The sequence below is a fragment of the Enterobacter cloacae complex sp. HYC003_NIDB genome (genome assembly GCF_056673375.1).
The window spans coordinates 2505973-2525697 of sequence record NZ_CP114220.1; the positions used below are offsets into that span (position 1 = coordinate 2505973).

General features: G+C 50.3%; 18 protein-coding genes and 3 pseudogenes. 14 read left to right on the forward strand and 7 right to left on the reverse strand.

The window, feature by feature from the left end; all coding sequences use genetic code 11:
* Positions 1-6: 6 nt before the first annotated feature.
* Positions 7-1002, forward strand: coding sequence for a DUF2891 domain-containing protein (locus O1722_RS11905; protein WP_033487776.1), 996 nt, complete (start codon positions 7-9; stop codon positions 1000-1002).
* Between the two features lie 21 nt (positions 1003-1023).
* Here the strand turns inward: O1722_RS11905 and O1722_RS11910 are convergent, their stop codons facing one another.
* Positions 1024-2406, reverse strand: a complete 1383-nt coding sequence (locus tag O1722_RS11910) for an MFS transporter (RefSeq protein ID WP_033487775.1) — start codon at positions 2404-2406, stop codon at positions 1024-1026.
* A gap of 129 nt (positions 2407-2535) precedes the next feature.
* Between O1722_RS11910 and O1722_RS11915 the strand changes: the two genes are divergently transcribed.
* From O1722_RS11915 to O1722_RS11925, 3 genes are all read left to right on the forward strand, one after another.
* Complete coding sequence (locus O1722_RS11915) at positions 2536-3465, forward strand: LysR family transcriptional regulator (protein WP_017693416.1); 930 nt, start codon at positions 2536-2538, stop codon at positions 3463-3465.
* A 63-nt stretch (positions 3466-3528) separates the two neighbouring features.
* Positions 3529-3795, forward strand: coding sequence for a type II toxin-antitoxin system TacA family antitoxin (locus O1722_RS11920; RefSeq protein WP_003857131.1), 267 nt, complete (start codon positions 3529-3531; stop codon positions 3793-3795).
* Positions 3783-4268 carry a GNAT family N-acetyltransferase gene (locus O1722_RS11925; RefSeq protein ID WP_003857133.1) on the forward strand — a complete coding sequence of 162 codons (486 nt, stop codon included), beginning with the start codon at positions 3783-3785 and terminating at the stop codon, positions 4266-4268. Before O1722_RS11920 ends, O1722_RS11925 begins: the two co-directional genes overlap by 13 nt.
* 50 nt (positions 4269-4318) lie before the next feature.
* Here the strand turns inward: O1722_RS11925 and O1722_RS11930 are convergent, their stop codons facing one another.
* Entirely contained in the window at positions 4319-4888 is a 570-nt protein-coding gene (locus O1722_RS11930; RefSeq protein WP_033487774.1) for a hypothetical protein, read from the reverse strand.
* Between the two features lie 15 nt (positions 4889-4903).
* Positions 4904-5869 carry an Ssp4 family T6SS effector gene (locus O1722_RS11935; protein WP_033487773.1) on the reverse strand — a complete coding sequence of 322 codons (966 nt, stop codon included), beginning with the start codon at positions 5867-5869 and terminating at the stop codon, positions 4904-4906.
* 268 nt (positions 5870-6137) lie between these two features.
* Here O1722_RS11935 and O1722_RS11940 point away from each other — a divergent pair, with 268 nt between their 5' ends.
* Positions 6138-7541, forward strand: coding sequence for an ISNCY-like element ISKpn21 family transposase (locus O1722_RS11940; protein ID WP_001567368.1), 1404 nt, complete (start codon positions 6138-6140; stop codon positions 7539-7541).
* A 28-nt stretch (positions 7542-7569) separates the two neighbouring features.
* Here the strand turns inward: O1722_RS11940 and O1722_RS11945 are convergent, their stop codons facing one another.
* The gene (locus tag O1722_RS11945) at positions 7570-8202 is read right to left on the reverse strand and encodes a DUF6904 family protein (protein WP_001567369.1); all 633 of its coding nucleotides are present in this window, start codon (positions 8200-8202) and stop codon (positions 7570-7572) included.
* Between the two features lie 74 nt (positions 8203-8276).
* Between O1722_RS11945 and O1722_RS11950 the strand changes: the two are divergent.
* From O1722_RS11950 to aph(3')-Ia (O1722_RS11960), 3 genes and pseudogenes are all read left to right on the forward strand, one after another.
* Positions 8277-8648, forward strand: a pseudogene (locus O1722_RS11950) (IS5/IS1182 family transposase); the annotation flags it as partial.
* Between the two features lie 31 nt (positions 8649-8679).
* Positions 8680-9648, forward strand: coding sequence for an IS5-like element IS903B family transposase (locus tag O1722_RS11955; protein ID WP_013815099.1), 969 nt, complete (start codon positions 8680-8682; stop codon positions 9646-9648).
* A 160-nt stretch (positions 9649-9808) separates the two neighbouring features.
* Positions 9809-10624 carry an aminoglycoside O-phosphotransferase APH(3')-Ia gene (gene aph(3')-Ia / locus O1722_RS11960; RefSeq protein ID WP_012695470.1) on the forward strand — a complete coding sequence of 272 codons (816 nt, stop codon included), beginning with the start codon at positions 9809-9811 and terminating at the stop codon, positions 10622-10624.
* Positions 10625-10760: 136 nt separating this feature from the next.
* Here the strand turns inward: aph(3')-Ia (O1722_RS11960) and O1722_RS11965 are convergent, their stop codons facing one another.
* Positions 10761-11654: a LysR family transcriptional regulator gene (locus tag O1722_RS11965; RefSeq protein WP_012695469.1), complete on the reverse strand. Its 894-nt coding sequence runs from the start codon at positions 11652-11654 to the stop codon at positions 10761-10763.
* Positions 11655-11847: 193 nt separating this feature from the next.
* Here O1722_RS11965 and O1722_RS11970 point away from each other — a divergent pair, with 193 nt between their 5' ends.
* The 3 genes and pseudogenes from O1722_RS11970 to O1722_RS11980 all read left to right on the forward strand — a co-directional run bounded on the left by O1722_RS11970 (position 11848) and on the right by O1722_RS11980 (position 15545).
* The gene (locus O1722_RS11970) at positions 11848-13005 is read left to right on the forward strand and encodes an iron-containing alcohol dehydrogenase (RefSeq protein ID WP_021243026.1); all 1158 of its coding nucleotides are present in this window, start codon (positions 11848-11850) and stop codon (positions 13003-13005) included.
* Positions 13006-13091: 86 nt separating this feature from the next.
* A pseudogene (locus O1722_RS11975) lies at positions 13092-13658 on the forward strand (MFS transporter); the annotation flags it as partial.
* 30 nt (positions 13659-13688) lie between these two features.
* Entirely contained in the window at positions 13689-15545 is a 1857-nt protein-coding gene (locus tag O1722_RS11980) for an ISNCY family transposase (protein WP_479954285.1), read from the forward strand.
* A gap of 28 nt (positions 15546-15573) precedes the next feature.
* On the opposite strand, the gene O1722_RS11985 is transcribed toward O1722_RS11980, so the two are convergent.
* Positions 15574-16206, reverse strand: coding sequence for a DUF6904 family protein (locus O1722_RS11985; RefSeq protein WP_001567369.1), 633 nt, complete (start codon positions 16204-16206; stop codon positions 15574-15576).
* 74 nt (positions 16207-16280) lie between these two features.
* Here O1722_RS11985 and O1722_RS11990 point away from each other — a divergent pair.
* From O1722_RS11990 to aph(3')-Ia (O1722_RS12000), 3 genes and pseudogenes are all read left to right on the forward strand, one after another.
* A pseudogene (locus tag O1722_RS11990) lies at positions 16281-16652 on the forward strand (IS5/IS1182 family transposase); the annotation flags it as partial.
* Positions 16653-16683: 31 nt separating this feature from the next.
* Positions 16684-17652, forward strand: a complete 969-nt coding sequence (locus O1722_RS11995) for an IS5-like element IS903B family transposase (protein WP_013815099.1) — start codon at positions 16684-16686, stop codon at positions 17650-17652.
* Positions 17653-17812: 160 nt separating this feature from the next.
* The gene (gene aph(3')-Ia, locus O1722_RS12000) at positions 17813-18628 is read left to right on the forward strand and encodes an aminoglycoside O-phosphotransferase APH(3')-Ia (protein ID WP_012695470.1); all 816 of its coding nucleotides are present in this window, start codon (positions 17813-17815) and stop codon (positions 18626-18628) included.
* 136 nt (positions 18629-18764) lie between these two features.
* Here the strand turns inward: aph(3')-Ia (O1722_RS12000) and O1722_RS12005 are convergent, their stop codons facing one another.
* Positions 18765-19658 carry a LysR family transcriptional regulator gene (locus tag O1722_RS12005; protein WP_012695469.1) on the reverse strand — a complete coding sequence of 298 codons (894 nt, stop codon included), beginning with the start codon at positions 19656-19658 and terminating at the stop codon, positions 18765-18767.
* Between the last annotated feature and the right edge of the window lie 67 nt (positions 19659-19725).

The window sequence follows — 19725 nt, forward strand, 5'->3', positions numbered from 1 at the left end:
GCTGCAATGGAATTAACGCAACATCAGGCTGACGCCTTCGCCAGAATGCCGTTGACCTATTTACGTCAGGAATACCCGAACCACATTATGCATCTGCTCAACGATGACGGCGACGTTCTGCCGCCTCGCGAGCTGCACCCGATCTTTTACGGCTGTTTTGACTGGCACTCTGCGGTGCACGGCTACTGGCTGCTGCTGCGCTGCCTGCGTCTCTGGCCCGAACTGCCGTGCCGGGAAGAGATCATCACTCTGTTCGAAGAACACCTGACTGACGAGAAGGTGGCGAAGGAGCTGGCCTATTTTACCGCGCCGTTCCGCGCGTCGTTTGAGCGGCCTTATGGCTACGGCTGGCTGCTGGCGCTGGCGCAGGAGCTGAAACAGTCGTCACTGCCACAGGCGGAGCGCTGGTACCAGACGCTGCAACCGTTAACGCGGGATATTCGCCAGCGGCTGGTGGATTACCTCAGCAAGCTCACCTATCCCATCCGCGTCGGAACACATTACAACACGGCGTTTGCGCTCGCGCTGGGGCTGGATTATGCCCGGGCGGTGATGGATGACGGGCTTGAACAGGCGATCCTGGACGCGGCGACGCGCTTTTATCATACGGACACGCAATATCCGGCGCATTATGAGCCGGGCGGCGACGAGTATATCTCCGGGGCGCTGACCGAGGCGTTACTGATGAGTAAGGTGGTAGAGAATTTCCCGGCCTGGTTCGATGCGTTTCTGCCTGAAGTGGGTGCCGTTTCAGCGCTGATGAACCCGGCTGAGGTAAGCGACCGCACCGACCCGAAAATCGCACATCTGGACGGGCTTAACCTCAGCCGCGCGTGGTGTATGAAGCACATTGCCCGCGCTTTGCCGGAAAACCACCCGGCGCAACAGGCGTTACAGGATGCCGTTTCGCGCCATCTCTCGGCAAGCGTGGAGCATGTTGTCGGCAGTCACTACAGCGGCGGCCACTGGCTGGCGAGTTTTGCGCTGCTGGCGCTGGAGTAGCGCTTAGTTATATTTTCGTGCTCATCCTGTTTCCGCAGGATGAGTGATTTTACGCAACCGGCTCGCGCTGACGACGACCGCTACCGCAGAAGCTGCGGCGGCGATCCACAGCGCAACATGAATTGACCTTTCATCTGCGGCCAGCAGAACGGCCACGGCGGCGGCGCCCAGACACTGCCCGAACGTGCGCATAATGGATAAAACACCGGATGCATAGCTCGCATGCTCACGAATAACGTTGGAAAGCATTTCCCGGTTATTGGGACTCTGAAAGCAGCCAAACCCCACTCCGCACACCAGACTCCGCAGGCAGATATCCCACACTGAAGGGCGGTCGGGTAATGTTGCCAGCAGGATCAAACCGACGACAAAAATCATCAGCCCCAGCGTGGATATCGCCGGGGCTGAAATCGTGTCTGCCCACCGGCCTGCATGCGGCGCAATCAGTACGATCCCTAGCGGCCACGGCGTAAACAGCAGGGCAGACAACACCGGGCTGTAGCCGTATTCGCTCTGAAACAGGAAGGGCAGCGCAATAAAGGTGATCCCCTGGCTGACAAAAGCAATCATCGACGTGAAGGCCGCGAGGGTAAAACGTTCATTTTTAAACATCATCGGCGGCAGTAAGGGGTTATCCGCGCGGCGGATCTGCCAGATAAACGCCATGCCGCTCAGCGCAGCGAGCATTGTCCAGCAAAGGCTACCGGGATGATAGTCCTGGAGGCTGTTCGCCGCTATGATCGTCGACCCCAACAGCAGCGCCGACAATATGGCGCCCGGGGTGTCGAAAGGCGCTTGCTTTCGAACCGCATCCCGCGGCAGCGCTTTGACCGCCAGCAGTAAGGCGAGGGTGCCGGGAACAACGTTTATCGCAAACAGCCATTGCCAGCTCAGGGTGTGAAGGATCGTCCCGCCCAATACCGGCCCGATAGCGGAGCTGGAGGCGATGAGCAGGGCGTGCAACCCCAGAATGCGGCCAAGCAATCGCCCGGGAAATACGGACCGCAGGATTGCGGGGGCAATACTCAGCGTCGCCGCGCCGCCGATCCCCTGAAGCACGCGCATACCGATAAGCACTTCGGGTGTATTCGCCAGCGCGCAACCCAGTGATGTCAGGGTAAAGGTCGTCAGACCTGCCAGAAATACGGGGCGATAACCCAGGCGGGCCGCAAGCGCCGCGAATATCGCCAGCGTCATCGCAGCCGCCAGCAGATACCCGTTGGCGAACCAGACGGCAATACTGGCAGGTACCTGCATCTCCTGAGCCATGGAGGGCAGGGCAATGTTGATCATGGTGCCATCAAACACGCCCATTAAGGTGGTGGTCATAATTGCGGCCATCACCCGTGCGCGCGCCGGGCCAGGCAGTCCTTCGTCGCCGGGTTGACTGGAAAAGAGCGTCATTATGTTGTCCTCTGAGAAGCGTGTATGGATGACAAAACTATAAAGATGGCTTTTACAGGGCGGAAGGCGCATCATTTGCACTTTATCGTTGCACGAAACGCCTTATCTGAATGTACAGGAATGAGCGCTATGACCGATCCTGATTTTAATTTACTGATTGCACTCGACATATTGCTGAGCGAAGCGAGTGTCGCAGGTGCAGCACGTCGTCTGAACCTGAGCACCTCGGCCATGAGCCGGACATTAAGCAGGTTACGCGACGTTACAGGCGACCCGATCCTGGTGCGCGCCGGGCGTAACATGGTACTGACCCCGTGGGCCGAAGCGACCCGGGATCGCGCCAGGCGTGCAGTGCACGAGGCGAGGGCGGTATTGCAGCCCTCAACTGAAACGTTCAGCGCGCAAAGTCTGGCGCGTCTTTTTACCATCAGGGCAAACGATGGTTTTGTGGTGGCGTTTGGGCCTGCGCTCATAGCGGCTGTGGCCGACGCCGCGCCGGACGTCTGTATACGCTTCGCGCCTAAGCCGGAAAAAACGTCGCGCTATCTTCGGGAAGGGCTGGTTGATCTGGAGATTGGCGTCCAGAGCAATATGGGGCCTGAAATACGGCTGCAACGACTGTTTGAGGATCGGTTTGTGGGCGTCGTGCGTAAGGGACACCCGCTGGCTAAGCAGGCAGAAATAGGCGTGAAGGATTATGTCGCCTGGGGCCATGTGGTAGCGTCACCCGAGGGCGCGTTGCACGGTTCCGTTGACGATGCGCTGGCCGAACTGGGGACAAAACGTAAAATCGCCAGCGTCGTACCGGGATTTCCGACGGCGCTCTCCGTGGCGCTGGAATCGGATCTTATCGCCATGATACCCGCGCTCTATTTACTCAATCAGCAGGTAACGGACCAGGTACATCTGTTCGAGCTGCCGTTCAAAAGCCGTCGTATTACGGTATCGCAGATGTGGCACCCAAGAATGGAACGCGACCCTGGTCACCGCTGGCTGAGAGAGCAAATTCTTGCGATATGCGGTGTGGAGAGGTCAGACATGATTAAGGGTTCTGTATAGCGATTGCTATACACAGCGCTTATGCTATGCTTGTAAAGCAATTGCTATACAAGAGGTATACTCATGAAATCAGATGTTCAACTCAATCTCAGAGCCAAAGAATCCCAGCGGGCGCTTATTGATGCCGCCGCAGAGATCCTCCATAAATCACGTACAGACTTCATTCTGGAGATGGCCTGTCAGGCAGCCGAGAATGTGATCCTCGATCGACGTGTATTCAATTTTAACGATGAACAGTACGCAGAGTTCATTGACATGCTCGATGCCCCGGTCGCGGACGATCCTGCCATAGAAAAACTGCTGGCAAGGAAACCGCAGTGGGACGTGTAACAGCACCAGAGCCCTTATCCAGCGTCCATCAACTGGCGGAGTTCGTCAGTGGAGAGGCCGTGCTTGACGAATGGCTAAAACAAAGAGGTCTGAAAAACCAGGCGCTCGGCGCAGCCCGAACGTTTGTCGTTTGTAAAACGGGCACGAAGCAGGTCGCGGGATTTTACTCTCTGGCTACCGGCAGCGTTAACCATACGCAAGCGACAGGTAATCTGCGGCGTAACATGCCGGATCCCATTCCCGTGATTATACTTGCCCGTCTGGCTGTGGATGTCTCGTTACGCGGAAACGGGTTGGGAGCCGATTTACTCCACGATGCGGTTTTACGCTGTTATCGTGTAGCAGAGAATATCGGGGTGCGGGCGATTATGGTTCATGCACTCACTGAGGAAGCCAAAGCGTTTTATATCCACCATGGTTTTAAAGCATCGCAGACTCAGGAACGGACACTGTTTCTCCGGCTTCCCCAGTAGCGATAGTCGGATCGCCGCACGTAGCGGCGGGATTTTAATGGAATGAATGTTTAGCGCGTCTGGCTGATAAGCTTGCGCCAGACTCTGTTATGCAAAGTAAATAGCAGCATCTTATAGAAAGCGGTAGAGAGGATACAGATACCGCTAAGCCCAAGCATGACAATACTTACCAGCGCCGCGGTCAGACTGACGCCCGGAGAAGAACTACCGCTCAGCGCGGCCAGCAGATAGGCTGCCGTTAATACCAGGCTTAGCATCGCCAGCGTAAGATGTAACCGCACGGCACGCATGCTACCTTTGCCAATCATAAACATCGTTACTCCGTTGATGCCAGCGAAGAGCAGGGCGATCAGCACGAACCACACGAATACGCGCTCTGCTGGCTGGCCGAGTGCGGCGAGTACGCCATACCCCAGCCACAGTTGCGGAATGGCGAAACTGACAATCACCCCGAGCGTACTGACCGCCGCCGGAATACCCATGGTATGTAGTCCCACAGGCTTAACCATATCTTCAGCCAACTGCGTCTTAAGCAGCTGCAACTGTGTCGGGGCGGCATTTTTTATGCTGGCGGACACCTCGTTACAATATTGCAGGCGACGGGTTAAAACTTTAAACATTTATATACTCAGCGTTTAGTTAGGTAAAAATGACTGCAGCACACCAACTACATAACGCCCTGACTGGACGGTATTTTGTGGGTTGCGGATAGTCCCTGTGAGTGAACTCCCCACAAAGGCCGATGCGTTGTTGACCGCACTCATTAACTCGCGCTGCAGTGATTTTTGTAACGATTCGCTGGGGAAACGTTTCGGATAAACACCTGCACGGATCGCGGCCTTTACGCCAGCACTGGAGATGCCTGGATTCTGCGCTTTAATAATCTCTTCCGTGATGCGCTTACGCTCGGCACGGCTCATGCTCTGGAACCAGGCGGTAACTTTACCTGAAGATGCCGCTTTCATCAGCTTGTACGTTTCTAAAGTACCTCGTAGCGCGGTTCCTGCCGCAGTCAGCGAAATGACATCCAGAACCGTTGTGGTGGCAACGTACCAGTCCTGGCTGTCGAGCCAGGCAACATCGGAACCATGGTCGTTATGGATAGCCAGCAGACGGCCCGCGCCAATCATGCATTGTGCTCCCGTAGCCAACGAGCCGGACAGGCTAATCGCCGCAATCACGCCGGATCCGCCAGCGGTAAAAGGCACAGCCGCACCGGCACCAAACGCCATGACAAGCGTAACAATCATCGCGCCACAGGCGAAACCGGTTGAAGTGATTTCAGTCGCAAGTGACGGCGTGGTTAACGTCGCCACCACGGCTTTTTCCGCACTGGTTTCCTTAGTAACCGGAATTTTACTGATGACCACATGGCTGACGGTGCTCTGATTCACATCAGCAATGCGTCGTGACGGACGAACCAGCCAGCGTTGCTTGCCATCATCGAAAATGATGCCGACATTGTAAAAGTTACGTGTACAGTCGAGCTGCGCGGCTAGCTTTTTAAAGTCGAGATCAGTACCGGCCTGTAGGCCAAGGCTTCGAGAGAGATCATAAGAGGGAAGGGTGCTGTCAGGCGACTGCTGACCGGGTAGATTCATCAGAGAGCTCCTTCATCCCGTGAGGACTGTGAATTAGCAGGATAATTTATTGAAAAACTTATGATTCCAACCTTAAGTCTTAGATAATAGCAGTGTCAACTCAGCGATCAAATCACAAACTCATTATCACCACAGGTCATTTAACATAATATACATTATACGTACTAAGGTTGTAATGGCTCAATAGTAATGTCCGCCTGTGGCTCAATTCAGATGTCCGCGCTATGGTAAGCTTCACTGGTCCGTTTAAACTACCGGGAGGCATATCATGAGCGCAGAAAGCTCAGGAGTGTTTACTTTGAAAGAGATCAACCGGATCAAGATTATACAGGACGTCATTGAACGTCGCATCACAACGCGCCGTGCGGCCGAGCACCTCGGTATCAGCGACAGGCAATGCCGCAGACTTCTTGCCCGTTACCGTGAAGGCGGACCGCTTGGTATGGCCAGCAGACGATGTGGCATGCGTGGTAACCGCCAGTTGCCACCCGGGCTCGCAGATCAGGCTCTGGAACTGATCAAGACGCGTTATGCTGATTTCGGTCCGACTCTGGCGCGTGAAAAGCTCGAAGAACTCCACGGACTGTTTCTTGGCAAAGAAACTGTCCGGCGCATCATGGTGCGGGCTGGCTTATGGGTTCCCCGTAAACAACGTGCCGCAAGGATCCCTCAACCACGGTACCGGCGTCCGTGTACTGGTGAGCTGATACAAATAGATGGCTGTGATCACGACTGGTTTGAAGGCCGTGGCCCGGCCTGCACCGCGCTGGTCTATGTTGATGATGCAACCAGCAAACTGATGGAACTGTTGTTTGTTAAATCGGAGTCCACGTTTTCTTACTTCGAAGCCACGCGGCGCTATATCGATAAGCATGGTAAACCGCTGGCACTGTACAGCGATAAAGCCGGTGTTTTTCGTGTTAACAATAAACACGCCACAGGCGGAGACGGGCATACTCAGTTTGGGCGAGCCATGCATGAACTGAACATCCAGACTATCTGTGCAGAAACCAGTCCCGCCAAAGGGCGTGTAGAACGAGCTCACCTCACTTTACAGGATCGTCTGGTCAAAGAGCTGCGGTTACAGGGCATTTGTTCAATGGAGGCTGCAAATGACTTCGCTGAGGCCTATATGGCTGACTATAACCGCCGTTTTGGCAAAGTACCGCGACATGATTTTGACGTACACCGTGCTGTAGAACATGATGAGGACCTGGGGCTTATTTTCACTGTTCGTGAAAAACGTAAAGTCTCAAAATCGTTGACGATACAATATGATAAAATGTTGTACCTGATTGAAGACAGCGAACTGAGTCGCCGTGCAATAGGTAAATATATCGATGTGTATCACTATCCTGATGGCAGAAAAGAGCTGCGCCTGAACGGTACGCTACTTCCCTACTCTACCTACGACCGACTGTCAGAAATCGACCAGGGCGCGATTGTCGATAACAAGCGTCTTGGCCGAACCCTGGAGTTTATCAGTCTGGTGCAGAGCAAGCGGGATAACACGCGCTCTCAGTCAATTCCCGCTGGAGATGGCCCTTCCCGACGACGGCCAAAGCAGGAAGGGAAGAAATCCCAGCGCTCACTGGATAATGATGACATGCTCGAAGCACTCAAACAGCTTCAGTCACGTTCAGAGGACATTTTTGGTAAAAGAGCCCGCTGATGGTACTCACTGGCCGGACAGTGGTTGCTCACCAGTTGATATTGTCCGGCCAGACCCATGATGTATTATTCATTTCGTTCAGCATCTTTATGTCCTGCTTTTCACGGGCATACTTACCCCATAATGAATGAAAAGAACGAACAATACTGATTAACTGCTTTTTTCTTTGCTCCGGAGATAGGCTGATAAAATAGCAGCACCTGCTGTCAATATTATCCTCAATGAAATTAAAATCAGAGTCTGATGCATATTTTACTGTTAGCATAATATCATTCGACGTTGTTCTCTCAGACTCTGTTAATGCTGATTCTATCAGGTATTCAAAGGCATACATGACAGACAGCTGGTTTTTGTCTGTCTGAATATAACCCATTGAGTTTCTGAGTATTGAGGACTGTACCAGGACCAGAGGCCATAAAAGCTCAACACCATAAAGCTTATATGTATCATGTTGATCATACTGATGTTGCTCAACACGACGATTACCTTCCCGTGCTTTACGAATATCATAGGCAAGGGATAACATAAATCCGTCTTTAACTTTAATCAGTGGGCTTTCATCCACGATGTAATGAATGAGTTCATGTAATTCATTCAGGGCTTCTGAATCTCCCCACAGTATAAAACCTGCATTGTTCGGCGTTAACTCGTATCGAAGCATGGGCTCAATCATCCTGTTGTTTCAGTCGGAGGAAAGTCTATCGGCTTTGTTGAATAAATCGAACTTTTGCTGAGTTGAAGGATCAGATCACGCATCTTCCCGACAACGCAGACCGTTCCGTGGCAAAGCAAAAGTTCAAAATCACCAACTGGCCCACCTACAATAAAGCCCTCATCAACCGTGGCTCCATAACTTTCTGGCTGGATGATGAAGCTATTCAGGCCTGGTATGAGTCAGCAACACCTTCTTCACGAGGCAGACCTCAGCGCTATTCTGACCTTGCCATCACGACTGTGCTGGTCATTAAACGCGTATTCAGGCTGACCCTGCGCGCTGCGCAGGGCTTTATTGATTCCATTTTTTCTCTGATGAACGTTCCGCTACGCTGCCCGGATTACAGCTGTGTCAGCAGGCGGGCAAAGTCGGTTAACGTCAGTTTCAAAACGGCTTTGTTGAATAAATCGAACTTTTGCTGAGTTGAAGGATCAGATCACGTATCTTCCCGACAACGCAGACCGTTCCGTGGCAAAGCAAAAGTTCAAAATCACCAACTGGCCCACCTACAATAAAGCCCTCATCAACCGTGGCTCCATAACTTTCTGGCTGGATGATGAAGCTATTCAGGCCTGGTATGAGTCAGCAACACCTTCTTCACGAGGCAGACCTCAGCGCTATTCTGACCTTGCCATCACGACTGTGCTGGTCATTAAACGCGTGTTCAGGCTGACCCTGCGCGCTGCGCAGGGCTTTATTGATTCCATTTTTTCTCTGATGAACGTTCCGCTACGCTGCCCGGATTACAGCTGTGTCAGCAGGCGGGCAAAGTCGGTTAATGTCAGTTTCAAAACGCCCACCCGGGGTGAAATCGCGCATCTGGTGATTGATTCCACCGGGCTGAAGGTCTTCGGTGAAGGCGAGTGGAAAGTCAAAAAGCATGGCCAGGAACGCCGCCGTATCTGGCGTAAGCTGCATCTCGCCGTTGACAGTAAAACACATGAAATCATCTGTGCAGACCTGTCGCTGAACAATGTGACGGACTCAGAAGCCTTCCCGGGTCTTATCCGGCAGACTCACAGAAAAATCAGGGCAGCATCGGCAGACGGCGCTTACGACACCCGGCTCTGTCACGATGAACTGCGGCGTAAGAAAATCAGCGCGCTTATCCCGCCCCGAAAAGGCGCGGGTTACTGGCCCGGTGAATATGCAGACCGTAACCGTGCAGTGGCTAATCAGCGAATGACCGGGAGTAATGCGCGGTGGAAATGGACAACAGATTACAACCGTCGCTCGATAGCGGAAACGGCGATGTACCGGGTAAAACAGCTGTTCGGGGGTTCACTGACGCTGCGTGACTACGATGGTCAGGTTGCGGAGGCTATGGCCCTGGTACGAGCGCTGAACAAAATGACGAAAGCAGGTATGCCTGAAAGCGTGCGTATTGCCTGAAAACACAACCCGCTACGGGGGAGACTTACCCGAAATCTGATTTATTCAACAAAGCCACGTTGTGTCTCAAAATCTCTGATGTTACATTGCACAAGATAAAAATATATCATCATGAACAATAAAACTGTCTGCTTACATAAACAGTAATACAAGGGGTGTTATGAGCCATATTCAACGGGAAACGTCTTGCTCGAGGCCGCGATTAAATTCCAACCTGGATGTTGATTTATATGGGTATAGATGGGCTCGCGATAATGTCGGGCAATCAGGTGCGACAATCTATCGATTGTATGGGAAGCCCGATGCGCCAGAGTTGTTTCTGAAACATGGCAAAGGTAGCGTTGCCAATGATGTTACAGATGAGATGGTCAGACTAAACTGGCTGACGGCATTTATGCCTCTTCCGACCATCAAGCATTTTATCCGTACTCCTGATGATGCATGGTTACTCACCACTGCGATCCCCGGGAAAACAGCATTCCAGGTATTAGAAGAATATCCTGATTCAGGTGAAAATATTGTTGATGCGCTGGCAGCGTTCCTGCGCCGGTTGCATTCGATTCCTGTTTGTAATTGTCCTTTTAACAGCGATCGCGTATTTCGTCTCGCTCAGGCGCAATCACGAATGAATAACGGTTTGGTTGATGCGAGTGATTTTGATGACGAGCGTAATGGCTGGCCTGTTGAACAAGTCTGGAAAGAAATGCATAAGCTTTTGCCATTCTCACCGGATTCAGTCGTCACTCATGGTGATTTCTCACTTGATAACCTTATTTTTGACGAGGGGAAATTAATAGGTTGTATTGATGTTGGACGAGTCGGAATCGCAGACCGATACCAGGATCTTGCCATCCTATGGAACTGCCTCGGTGAGTTTTCTCCTTCATTACAGAAACGGCTTTTTCAAAAATATGGTATTGATAATCCTGATATGAATAAATTGCAGTTTCATTTGATGCTCGATGAGTTTTTCTAATCAGAATTGGTTAATTGGTTGTAACACTGGCAGAGCATTACGCTGACTTGACGGGACGGCGCTTCCCTACCCTCATGGCCGCCTCCCAGGAATCGACCCAGGTGCTTATCGTGGACATAATCCTTTACTCATAAATTTATCTTATTCCATTATTGTACCTGTCGCGCAAAAGTTGCAGAAAAGCCATAAACGCAGGAGAATCCTGTCGGCGGTGAGGATAATAAATATGGTAGCCGTCAAAATATGGACACCACTCGGTCAGAACAGCAATCAGCTTGCCGCTTTTGATATATCCATCTGCAACATACTCGGGAATATAGGCAATCCCCAGCCCGTCTAATGCTGCATCGAGCTGATGAATCGTGCTGTTCGCAATATATTGCCCTTTGACTTTCAGACTGAATTTCTGAGCATCTTTCTCGAATTCCCAGGCGTACAATCCACTCGTATCAGAATAGCGGACGTTAATGCAGTTGTGGTTCAAAAGATCCTGCGGCTTCCTGGGCTTAGCATAACGCTTAAAATAATCTGGTGCAGCAACAACAAGCTGGCGCCAGTTCTGGCTTATTTTTGCGGCAATCATATCATTATTCAGAACATCGCCCGGACGAATCCCGGCATCAAAACGCTGATCAACAATATCTGTAAATCCATAGTCAATGCCGATTTCAATCTGAATATCTGGGTAGCGACTCAGAAAGTCCGGTAATACAGGACGGATCAAATACTGGATAACATCATCTGCCGCCGTGAGGCGTATGACGCCAGTGGGTTTTTCCCTAAGCTCACTCAACCGACTAATAGCATCATCAACCTGTTCCATTAACGGGCCAACTTCGTTAATGAGCCTTTCACCTGCTTCCGTAGTGGAGATACTGCGGGTGGTTCTGGCCAGCAGGCGGATCCCAAGCCTTTCCTCAAGAGATTTCACCGTGTGGCTGATGGCTGAGGGTGTCACACCTATTTCAGCTGCGGCTTTGGTAAAGCTTTTCAGCCTGGCCACTGTTAAAAAAACCTTTAATTCATCCACACGATTCCTCCTCCTCGGTCCCTACTGGAGACGTCAGCGTACCAGTCTGTCATTAATTATCAAATAAATTTCACAAGTAAGTGAAATTTATGTTGATTAATAAATAAAATTCAAAATGGTACTTTATATTCCACGACGTGAATATGTCCTCGTTGTAGTGACGGCTTTTAATTCTGAAAATGAGGTAATCATTATGCAAGATTTTATCTATCATAATCCGGTAAAAATTCTTTTTGGTCGCGATCAAATTTCTGCGTTAGCACAAGAAGTCCCGCAGGGTAAAAAGGTCATGATTGTCTATGGCGGGGGCAGCGTTATAAAACACGGTATATTGAAACGCGTAAAAGAGTCCCTGACAAACACCCTGGTTTATGAGTTTGGCGGTGTAGAAGCAAACCCTCATTATGAAACCCTGATGAAAGCCGTTGAGATTGTCAGAACAGAAAAAATTGATTTTCTTCTGGCCGTGGGCGGCGGTTCAGTGATCGACGGGACTAAATTTATTGCCGCCGCAGCCCTCTACGAAAATGATCCATGGGAGATCGTCAAGAGTTATGGCGGCGTGGTGAAACAAGCTCTCCCTTTTGGATGCGTGCTGACCCTGGCGGCCACGGGTTCAGAGATGAATAACACGGCGGTGATTAATCGGGTGACCACCCAGGATAAACTCTTTTTCACCTCCCCTTACGTTATGCCGAAATTTTCAGTGCTCGAACCGGAAATGACCTACACGCTGCCTGAACAACAAACCGCAAACGGGGTTGTTGATGCCTTTGTCCACGTTCTTGAGCAATACATTACTTACCCGGTTAACGCTAAGGTGCAGGATCGCCTGGCGGAAGGACTGCTGAGCACGCTGAAAGAAGAAGGCCCAGTAGCCCTTAAAAATCCACAGAACTACGACGCCAGAGCTAACATCATGTGGGCTGCGACGATGGCCCTGAATGGAATGTTGAGCGCAGGTGTCCCAACTGACTGGGCTTCTCACATGATTGGCCAGGAAATTACTGCATTATACGGAATCGACCACGCCCGTACCCTCGCTATCGTTATGCCTGCACTATGGCGCTTGTGCAAAAAGGAAAAAGCAGAAAAGCTGGCTCAGTACGGTGCGCGTGTCTGGAATATTCCTGAGTCTGATAGCGAAAAAATGGCCGATGAGGCTATCAATGCCACCGTGGAATTTTTTGAACTGATGGGCGTTAAAACCCGACTTTCTGATTATGGTCTGGGCGCGGAAGATATTTCAGCTGTTATCGGCAAGTTAAAAGAACATGGGCACATCGCATTAGGTGAACATGGAAAAATTACTGCTGAAGTGGCGGAAACAATACTGAACATGGCACTTTAATTGACTAACGATCTACTCTATTAGGCGCTAAGCCTGCGCACCTGGCAGGCTTAATTAAACATTAACGGTATTGCAAAATGCAGAAAATGAATGACACATTTCCCTATATGCCATTAATGGCTTTTGCGATGACCGGATTTATTTGCATCATGACGGAAACTATTCCAGCAGGATTATTGCCAGAAATCAGTAAGGGAATGAATATTTCGCTGGCTAGCGCAGGCCAGTGGGTCACCGTCTACGCCCTCGGGTCATTATTTGCCGCTATTCCGTTAACTATCGTTACCCGGTCGTGGAATCGGAAATATGTCTTATTAATGACCGTAGCGGGATTCTTCATTTTTAATACCATTACCGCACTTTCATCAAATGTTTACCTGACCCTGTTAGCGCGTTTGGGGGCCGGGGCGGCTGCGGGACTGGCGTGGAGCCTGCTGGCGGGGTTTTCACGCCGAATTGTTGAGCCGCTTCATCAGGGTCGGGCTATGGCGATAGCCATGGCTGGGACACCGCTGGCGCTCTCACTAGGCGTTCCGCTGGGAACCTGGCTTGGGCATTATCTTGGCTGGCGCCTGACGTTCGGTATTATGTCAGTACTTTCGCTGTTACTAATGATATGGATCCGTATCAGCGTTCCGGACTCTGCGGGGCGGCTTTGTTGAATAAATCGAACTTTTGCTGAGTTGAAGGATCAGATCACGCATCTTCCCGACAACGCAGACCGTTCCGTGGCAAAGCAAAAGTTCAAAATCACCAACTGGCCCACCTACAATAAAGCCCTCATCAACCGTGGCTCCATAACTTTCTGGCTGGATGATGAAGCTATTCAGGCCTGGTATGAGTCAGCAACACCTTCTTCACGAGGCAGACCTCAGCGCTATTCTGACCTTGCCATCACGACTGTGCTGGTCATTAAACGCGTATTCAGGCTGACCCTGCGCGCTGCGCAGGGCTTTATTGATTCCATTTTTTCTCTGATGAACGTTCCGCTACGCTGCCCGGATTACAGCTGTGTCAGCAGGCGGGCAAAGTCGGTTAACGTCAGTTTCAAAACGTTCACCCGGGGTGAAATCGCGCATCTGGTGATTGATTCCACCGGGCTGAAGGTCTTTGGTGAAGGCGAGTGGAAAGTCAAAAAGCATGGCCAGGAACGCCGTCGTATATGGCGAAAGTTGCATCTGGCAGTTGACAGCAACACACATGAAATCATCTGTGCAGACCTGTCGCTGAACAATGTGACGGACTCAGAAGCCTTCCCGGGTCTTATCCGGCAGACTCACAGAAAAATCAGGGAAGGCGGACCGCTTGGTATGGCCAGCAGACGATGTGGCATGCGTGGTAACCGCCAGTTGCCACCCGGGCTCGCAGATCAGGCTCTGGAACTGATCAAGACGCGTTATGCTGATTTCGGTCCGACTCTGGCGCGTGAAAAGCTCGAAGAACTCCACGGACTGTTTCTTGGCAAAGAAACTGTCCGGCGCATCATGGTGCGGGCTGGCTTATGGGTTCCCCGTAAACAACGTGCCGCAAGGATCCCTCAACCACGGTACCGGCGTCCGTGTACTGGTGAGCTGATACAAATAGATGGCTGTGATCACGACTGGTTTGAAGGCCGTGGCCCGGCCTGCACCGCGCTGGTCTATGTTGATGATGCAACCAGCAAACTGATGGAACTGTTGTTTGTTAAATCGGAGTCCACGTTTTCTTACTTCGAAGCCACGCGGCGCTATATCGATAAGCATGGTAAACCGCTGGCACTGTACAGCGATAAAGCCGGTGTTTTTCGTGTTAACAATAAACACGCCACAGGCGGAGACGGGCATACTCAGTTTGGGCGAGCCATGCATGAACTGAACATCCAGACTATCTGTGCAGAAACCAGTCCCGCCAAAGGGCGTGTAGAACGAGCTCACCTCACTTTACAGGATCGTCTGGTCAAAGAGCTGCGGTTACAGGGCATTTGTTCAATGGAGGCTGCAAATGACTTCGCTGAGGCCTATATGGCTGACTATAACCGCCGTTTTGGCAAAGTACCGCGACATGATTTTGACGTACACCGTGCTGTAGAACATGATGAGGACCTGGGGCTTATTTTCACTGTTCGTGAAAAACGTAAAGTCTCAAAATCGTTGACGATACAATATGATAAAATGTTGTACCTGATTGAAGACAGCGAACTGAGTCGCCGTGCAATAGGTAAATATATCGATGTGTATCACTATCCTGATGGCAGAAAAGAGCTGCGCCTGAACGGTACGCTACTTCCCTACTCTACCTACGACCGACTGTCAGAAATCGACCAGGGCGCGATTGTCGATAACAAGCGTCTTGGCCGAACCCTGGAGTTTATCAGTCTGGTGCAGAGCAAGCGGGATAACACGCGCTCTCAGTCAATTCCCGCTGGAGATGGCCCTTCCCGACGACGGCCAAAGCAGGAAGGGAAGAAATCCCAGCGCTCACTGGATAATGATGACATGCTCGAAGCACTCAAACAGCTTCAGTCACGTTCAGAGGACATTTTTGGTAAAAGAGCCCGCTGATGGTACTCACTGGCCGGACAGTGGTTGCTCACCAGTTGATATTGTCCGGCCAGACCCATGATGTATTATTCATTTCGTTCAGCATCTTTATGTCCTGCTTTTCACGGGCATACTTACCCCATAATGAATGAAAAGAACGAACAATACTGATTAACTGCTTTTTTCTTTGCTCCGGAGATAGGCTGATAAAATAGCAGCACCTGCTGTCAATATTATCCTCAATGAAATTAAAATCAGAGTCTGATGCATATTTTACTGTTAGCATAATATCATTCGACGTTGTTCTCTCAGACTCTGTTAATGCTGATTCTATCAGGTATTCAAAGGCATACATGACAGACAGCTGGTTTTTGTCTGTCTGAATATAACCCATTGAGTTTCTGAGTATTGAGGACTGTACCAGGACCAGAGGCCATAAAAGCTCAACACCATAAAGCTTATATGTATCATGTTGATCATACTGATGTTGCTCAACACGACGATTACCTTCCCGTGCTTTACGAATATCATAGGCAAGGGATAACATAAATCCGTCTTTAACTTTAATCAGTGGGCTTTCATCCACGATGTAATGAATGAGTTCATGTAATTCATTCAGGGCTTCTGAATCTCCCCACAGTATAAAACCTGCATTGTTCGGCGTTAACTCGTATCGAAGCATGGGCTCAATCATCCTGTTGTTTCAGTCGGAGGAAAGTCTATCGGCTTTGTTGAATAAATCGAACTTTTGCTGAGTTGAAGGATCAGATCACGCATCTTCCCGACAACGCAGACCGTTCCGTGGCAAAGCAAAAGTTCAAAATCACCAACTGGCCCACCTACAATAAAGCCCTCATCAACCGTGGCTCCATAACTTTCTGGCTGGATGATGAAGCTATTCAGGCCTGGTATGAGTCAGCAACACCTTCTTCACGAGGCAGACCTCAGCGCTATTCTGACCTTGCCATCACGACTGTGCTGGTCATTAAACGCGTATTCAGGCTGACCCTGCGCGCTGCGCAGGGCTTTATTGATTCCATTTTTTCTCTGATGAACGTTCCGCTACGCTGCCCGGATTACAGCTGTGTCAGCAGGCGGGCAAAGTCGGTTAACGTCAGTTTCAAAACGGCTTTGTTGAATAAATCGAACTTTTGCTGAGTTGAAGGATCAGATCACGTATCTTCCCGACAACGCAGACCGTTCCGTGGCAAAGCAAAAGTTCAAAATCACCAACTGGCCCACCTACAATAAAGCCCTCATCAACCGTGGCTCCATAACTTTCTGGCTGGATGATGAAGCTATTCAGGCCTGGTATGAGTCAGCAACACCTTCTTCACGAGGCAGACCTCAGCGCTATTCTGACCTTGCCATCACGACTGTGCTGGTCATTAAACGCGTGTTCAGGCTGACCCTGCGCGCTGCGCAGGGCTTTATTGATTCCATTTTTTCTCTGATGAACGTTCCGCTACGCTGCCCGGATTACAGCTGTGTCAGCAGGCGGGCAAAGTCGGTTAATGTCAGTTTCAAAACGCCCACCCGGGGTGAAATCGCGCATCTGGTGATTGATTCCACCGGGCTGAAGGTCTTCGGTGAAGGCGAGTGGAAAGTCAAAAAGCATGGCCAGGAACGCCGCCGTATCTGGCGTAAGCTGCATCTCGCCGTTGACAGTAAAACACATGAAATCATCTGTGCAGACCTGTCGCTGAACAATGTGACGGACTCAGAAGCCTTCCCGGGTCTTATCCGGCAGACTCACAGAAAAATCAGGGCAGCATCGGCAGACGGCGCTTACGACACCCGGCTCTGTCACGATGAACTGCGGCGTAAGAAAATCAGCGCGCTTATCCCGCCCCGAAAAGGCGCGGGTTACTGGCCCGGTGAATATGCAGACCGTAACCGTGCAGTGGCTAATCAGCGAATGACCGGGAGTAATGCGCGGTGGAAATGGACAACAGATTACAACCGTCGCTCGATAGCGGAAACGGCGATGTACCGGGTAAAACAGCTGTTCGGGGGTTCACTGACGCTGCGTGACTACGATGGTCAGGTTGCGGAGGCTATGGCCCTGGTACGAGCGCTGAACAAAATGACGAAAGCAGGTATGCCTGAAAGCGTGCGTATTGCCTGAAAACACAACCCGCTACGGGGGAGACTTACCCGAAATCTGATTTATTCAACAAAGCCACGTTGTGTCTCAAAATCTCTGATGTTACATTGCACAAGATAAAAATATATCATCATGAACAATAAAACTGTCTGCTTACATAAACAGTAATACAAGGGGTGTTATGAGCCATATTCAACGGGAAACGTCTTGCTCGAGGCCGCGATTAAATTCCAACCTGGATGTTGATTTATATGGGTATAGATGGGCTCGCGATAATGTCGGGCAATCAGGTGCGACAATCTATCGATTGTATGGGAAGCCCGATGCGCCAGAGTTGTTTCTGAAACATGGCAAAGGTAGCGTTGCCAATGATGTTACAGATGAGATGGTCAGACTAAACTGGCTGACGGCATTTATGCCTCTTCCGACCATCAAGCATTTTATCCGTACTCCTGATGATGCATGGTTACTCACCACTGCGATCCCCGGGAAAACAGCATTCCAGGTATTAGAAGAATATCCTGATTCAGGTGAAAATATTGTTGATGCGCTGGCAGCGTTCCTGCGCCGGTTGCATTCGATTCCTGTTTGTAATTGTCCTTTTAACAGCGATCGCGTATTTCGTCTCGCTCAGGCGCAATCACGAATGAATAACGGTTTGGTTGATGCGAGTGATTTTGATGACGAGCGTAATGGCTGGCCTGTTGAACAAGTCTGGAAAGAAATGCATAAGCTTTTGCCATTCTCACCGGATTCAGTCGTCACTCATGGTGATTTCTCACTTGATAACCTTATTTTTGACGAGGGGAAATTAATAGGTTGTATTGATGTTGGACGAGTCGGAATCGCAGACCGATACCAGGATCTTGCCATCCTATGGAACTGCCTCGGTGAGTTTTCTCCTTCATTACAGAAACGGCTTTTTCAAAAATATGGTATTGATAATCCTGATATGAATAAATTGCAGTTTCATTTGATGCTCGATGAGTTTTTCTAATCAGAATTGGTTAATTGGTTGTAACACTGGCAGAGCATTACGCTGACTTGACGGGACGGCGCTTCCCTACCCTCATGGCCGCCTCCCAGGAATCGACCCAGGTGCTTATCGTGGACATAATCCTTTACTCATAAATTTATCTTATTCCATTATTGTACCTGTCGCGCAAAAGTTGCAGAAAAGCCATAAACGCAGGAGAATCCTGTCGGCGGTGAGGATAATAAATATGGTAGCCGTCAAAATATGGACACCACTCGGTCAGAACAGCAATCAGCTTGCCGCTTTTGATATATCCATCTGCAACATACTCGGGAATATAGGCAATCCCCAGCCCGTCTAATGCTGCATCGAGCTGATGAATCGTGCTGTTCGCAATATATTGCCCTTTGACTTTCAGACTGAATTTCTGAGCATCTTTCTCGAATTCCCAGGCGTACAATCCACTCGTATCAGAATAGCGGACGTTAATGCAGTTGTGGTTCAAAAGATCCTGCGGCTTCCTGGGCTTAGCATAACGCTTAAAATAATCTGGTGCAGCAACAACAAGCTGGCGCCAGTTCTGGCTTATTTTTGCGGCAATCATATCATTATTCAGAACATCGCCCGGACGAATCCCGGCATCAAAACGCTGATCAACAATATCTGTAAATCCATAGTCAATGCCGATTTCAATCTGAATATCTGGGTAGCGACTCAGAAAGTCCGGTAATACAGGACGGATCAAATACTGGATAACATCATCTGCCGCCGTGAGGCGTATGACGCCAGTGGGTTTTTCCCTAAGCTCACTCAACCGACTAATAGCATCATCAACCTGTTCCATTAACGGGCCAACTTCGTTAATGAGCCTTTCACCTGCTTCCGTAGTGGAGATACTGCGGGTGGTTCTGGCCAGCAGGCGGATCCCAAGCCTTTCCTCAAGAGATTTCACCGTGTGGCTGATGGCTGAGGGTGTCACACCTATTTCAGCTGCGGCTTTGGTAAAGCTTTTCAGCCTGGCCACTGTTAAAAAAACCTTTAATTCATCCACACGATTCCTCCTCCTCGGTCCCTACTGGAGACGTCAGCGTACCAGTCTGTCATTAATTATCAAATAA

Bases quoted from the DNA above. Each gene is read 5' to 3' on its own strand.
- O1722_RS11985 (WP_001567369.1), bottom strand. From the start codon at position 16,206: ATGCTTCGATACGAGTTAACGCCGAACAATGCAGGTTTTATACTGTGG.
- O1722_RS11970 (WP_021243026.1), top strand. From the start codon at position 11,848: ATGCAAGATTTTATCTATCATAATCCGGTAAAAATTCTTTTTGGTCGC.
- O1722_RS11905 (WP_033487776.1), top strand. From the start codon at position 7: ATGGAATTAACGCAACATCAGGCTGACGCCTTCGCCAGAATGCCGTTG.
- O1722_RS11915 (WP_017693416.1), top strand. From the start codon at position 2,536: ATGACCGATCCTGATTTTAATTTACTGATTGCACTCGACATATTGCTG.
- O1722_RS11940 (WP_001567368.1), top strand. From the start codon at position 6,138: ATGAGCGCAGAAAGCTCAGGAGTGTTTACTTTGAAAGAGATCAACCGG.
- O1722_RS11930 (WP_033487774.1), bottom strand. From the start codon at position 4,888: ATGTTTAAAGTTTTAACCCGTCGCCTGCAATATTGTAACGAGGTGTCC.
- O1722_RS11935 (WP_033487773.1), bottom strand. From the start codon at position 5,869: ATGAATCTACCCGGTCAGCAGTCGCCTGACAGCACCCTTCCCTCTTAT.
- O1722_RS11910 (WP_033487775.1), bottom strand. From the start codon at position 2,406: ATGACGCTCTTTTCCAGTCAACCCGGCGACGAAGGACTGCCTGGCCCG.
- O1722_RS11920 (WP_003857131.1), top strand. From the start codon at position 3,529: ATGAAATCAGATGTTCAACTCAATCTCAGAGCCAAAGAATCCCAGCGG.
- O1722_RS11945 (WP_001567369.1), bottom strand. From the start codon at position 8,202: ATGCTTCGATACGAGTTAACGCCGAACAATGCAGGTTTTATACTGTGG.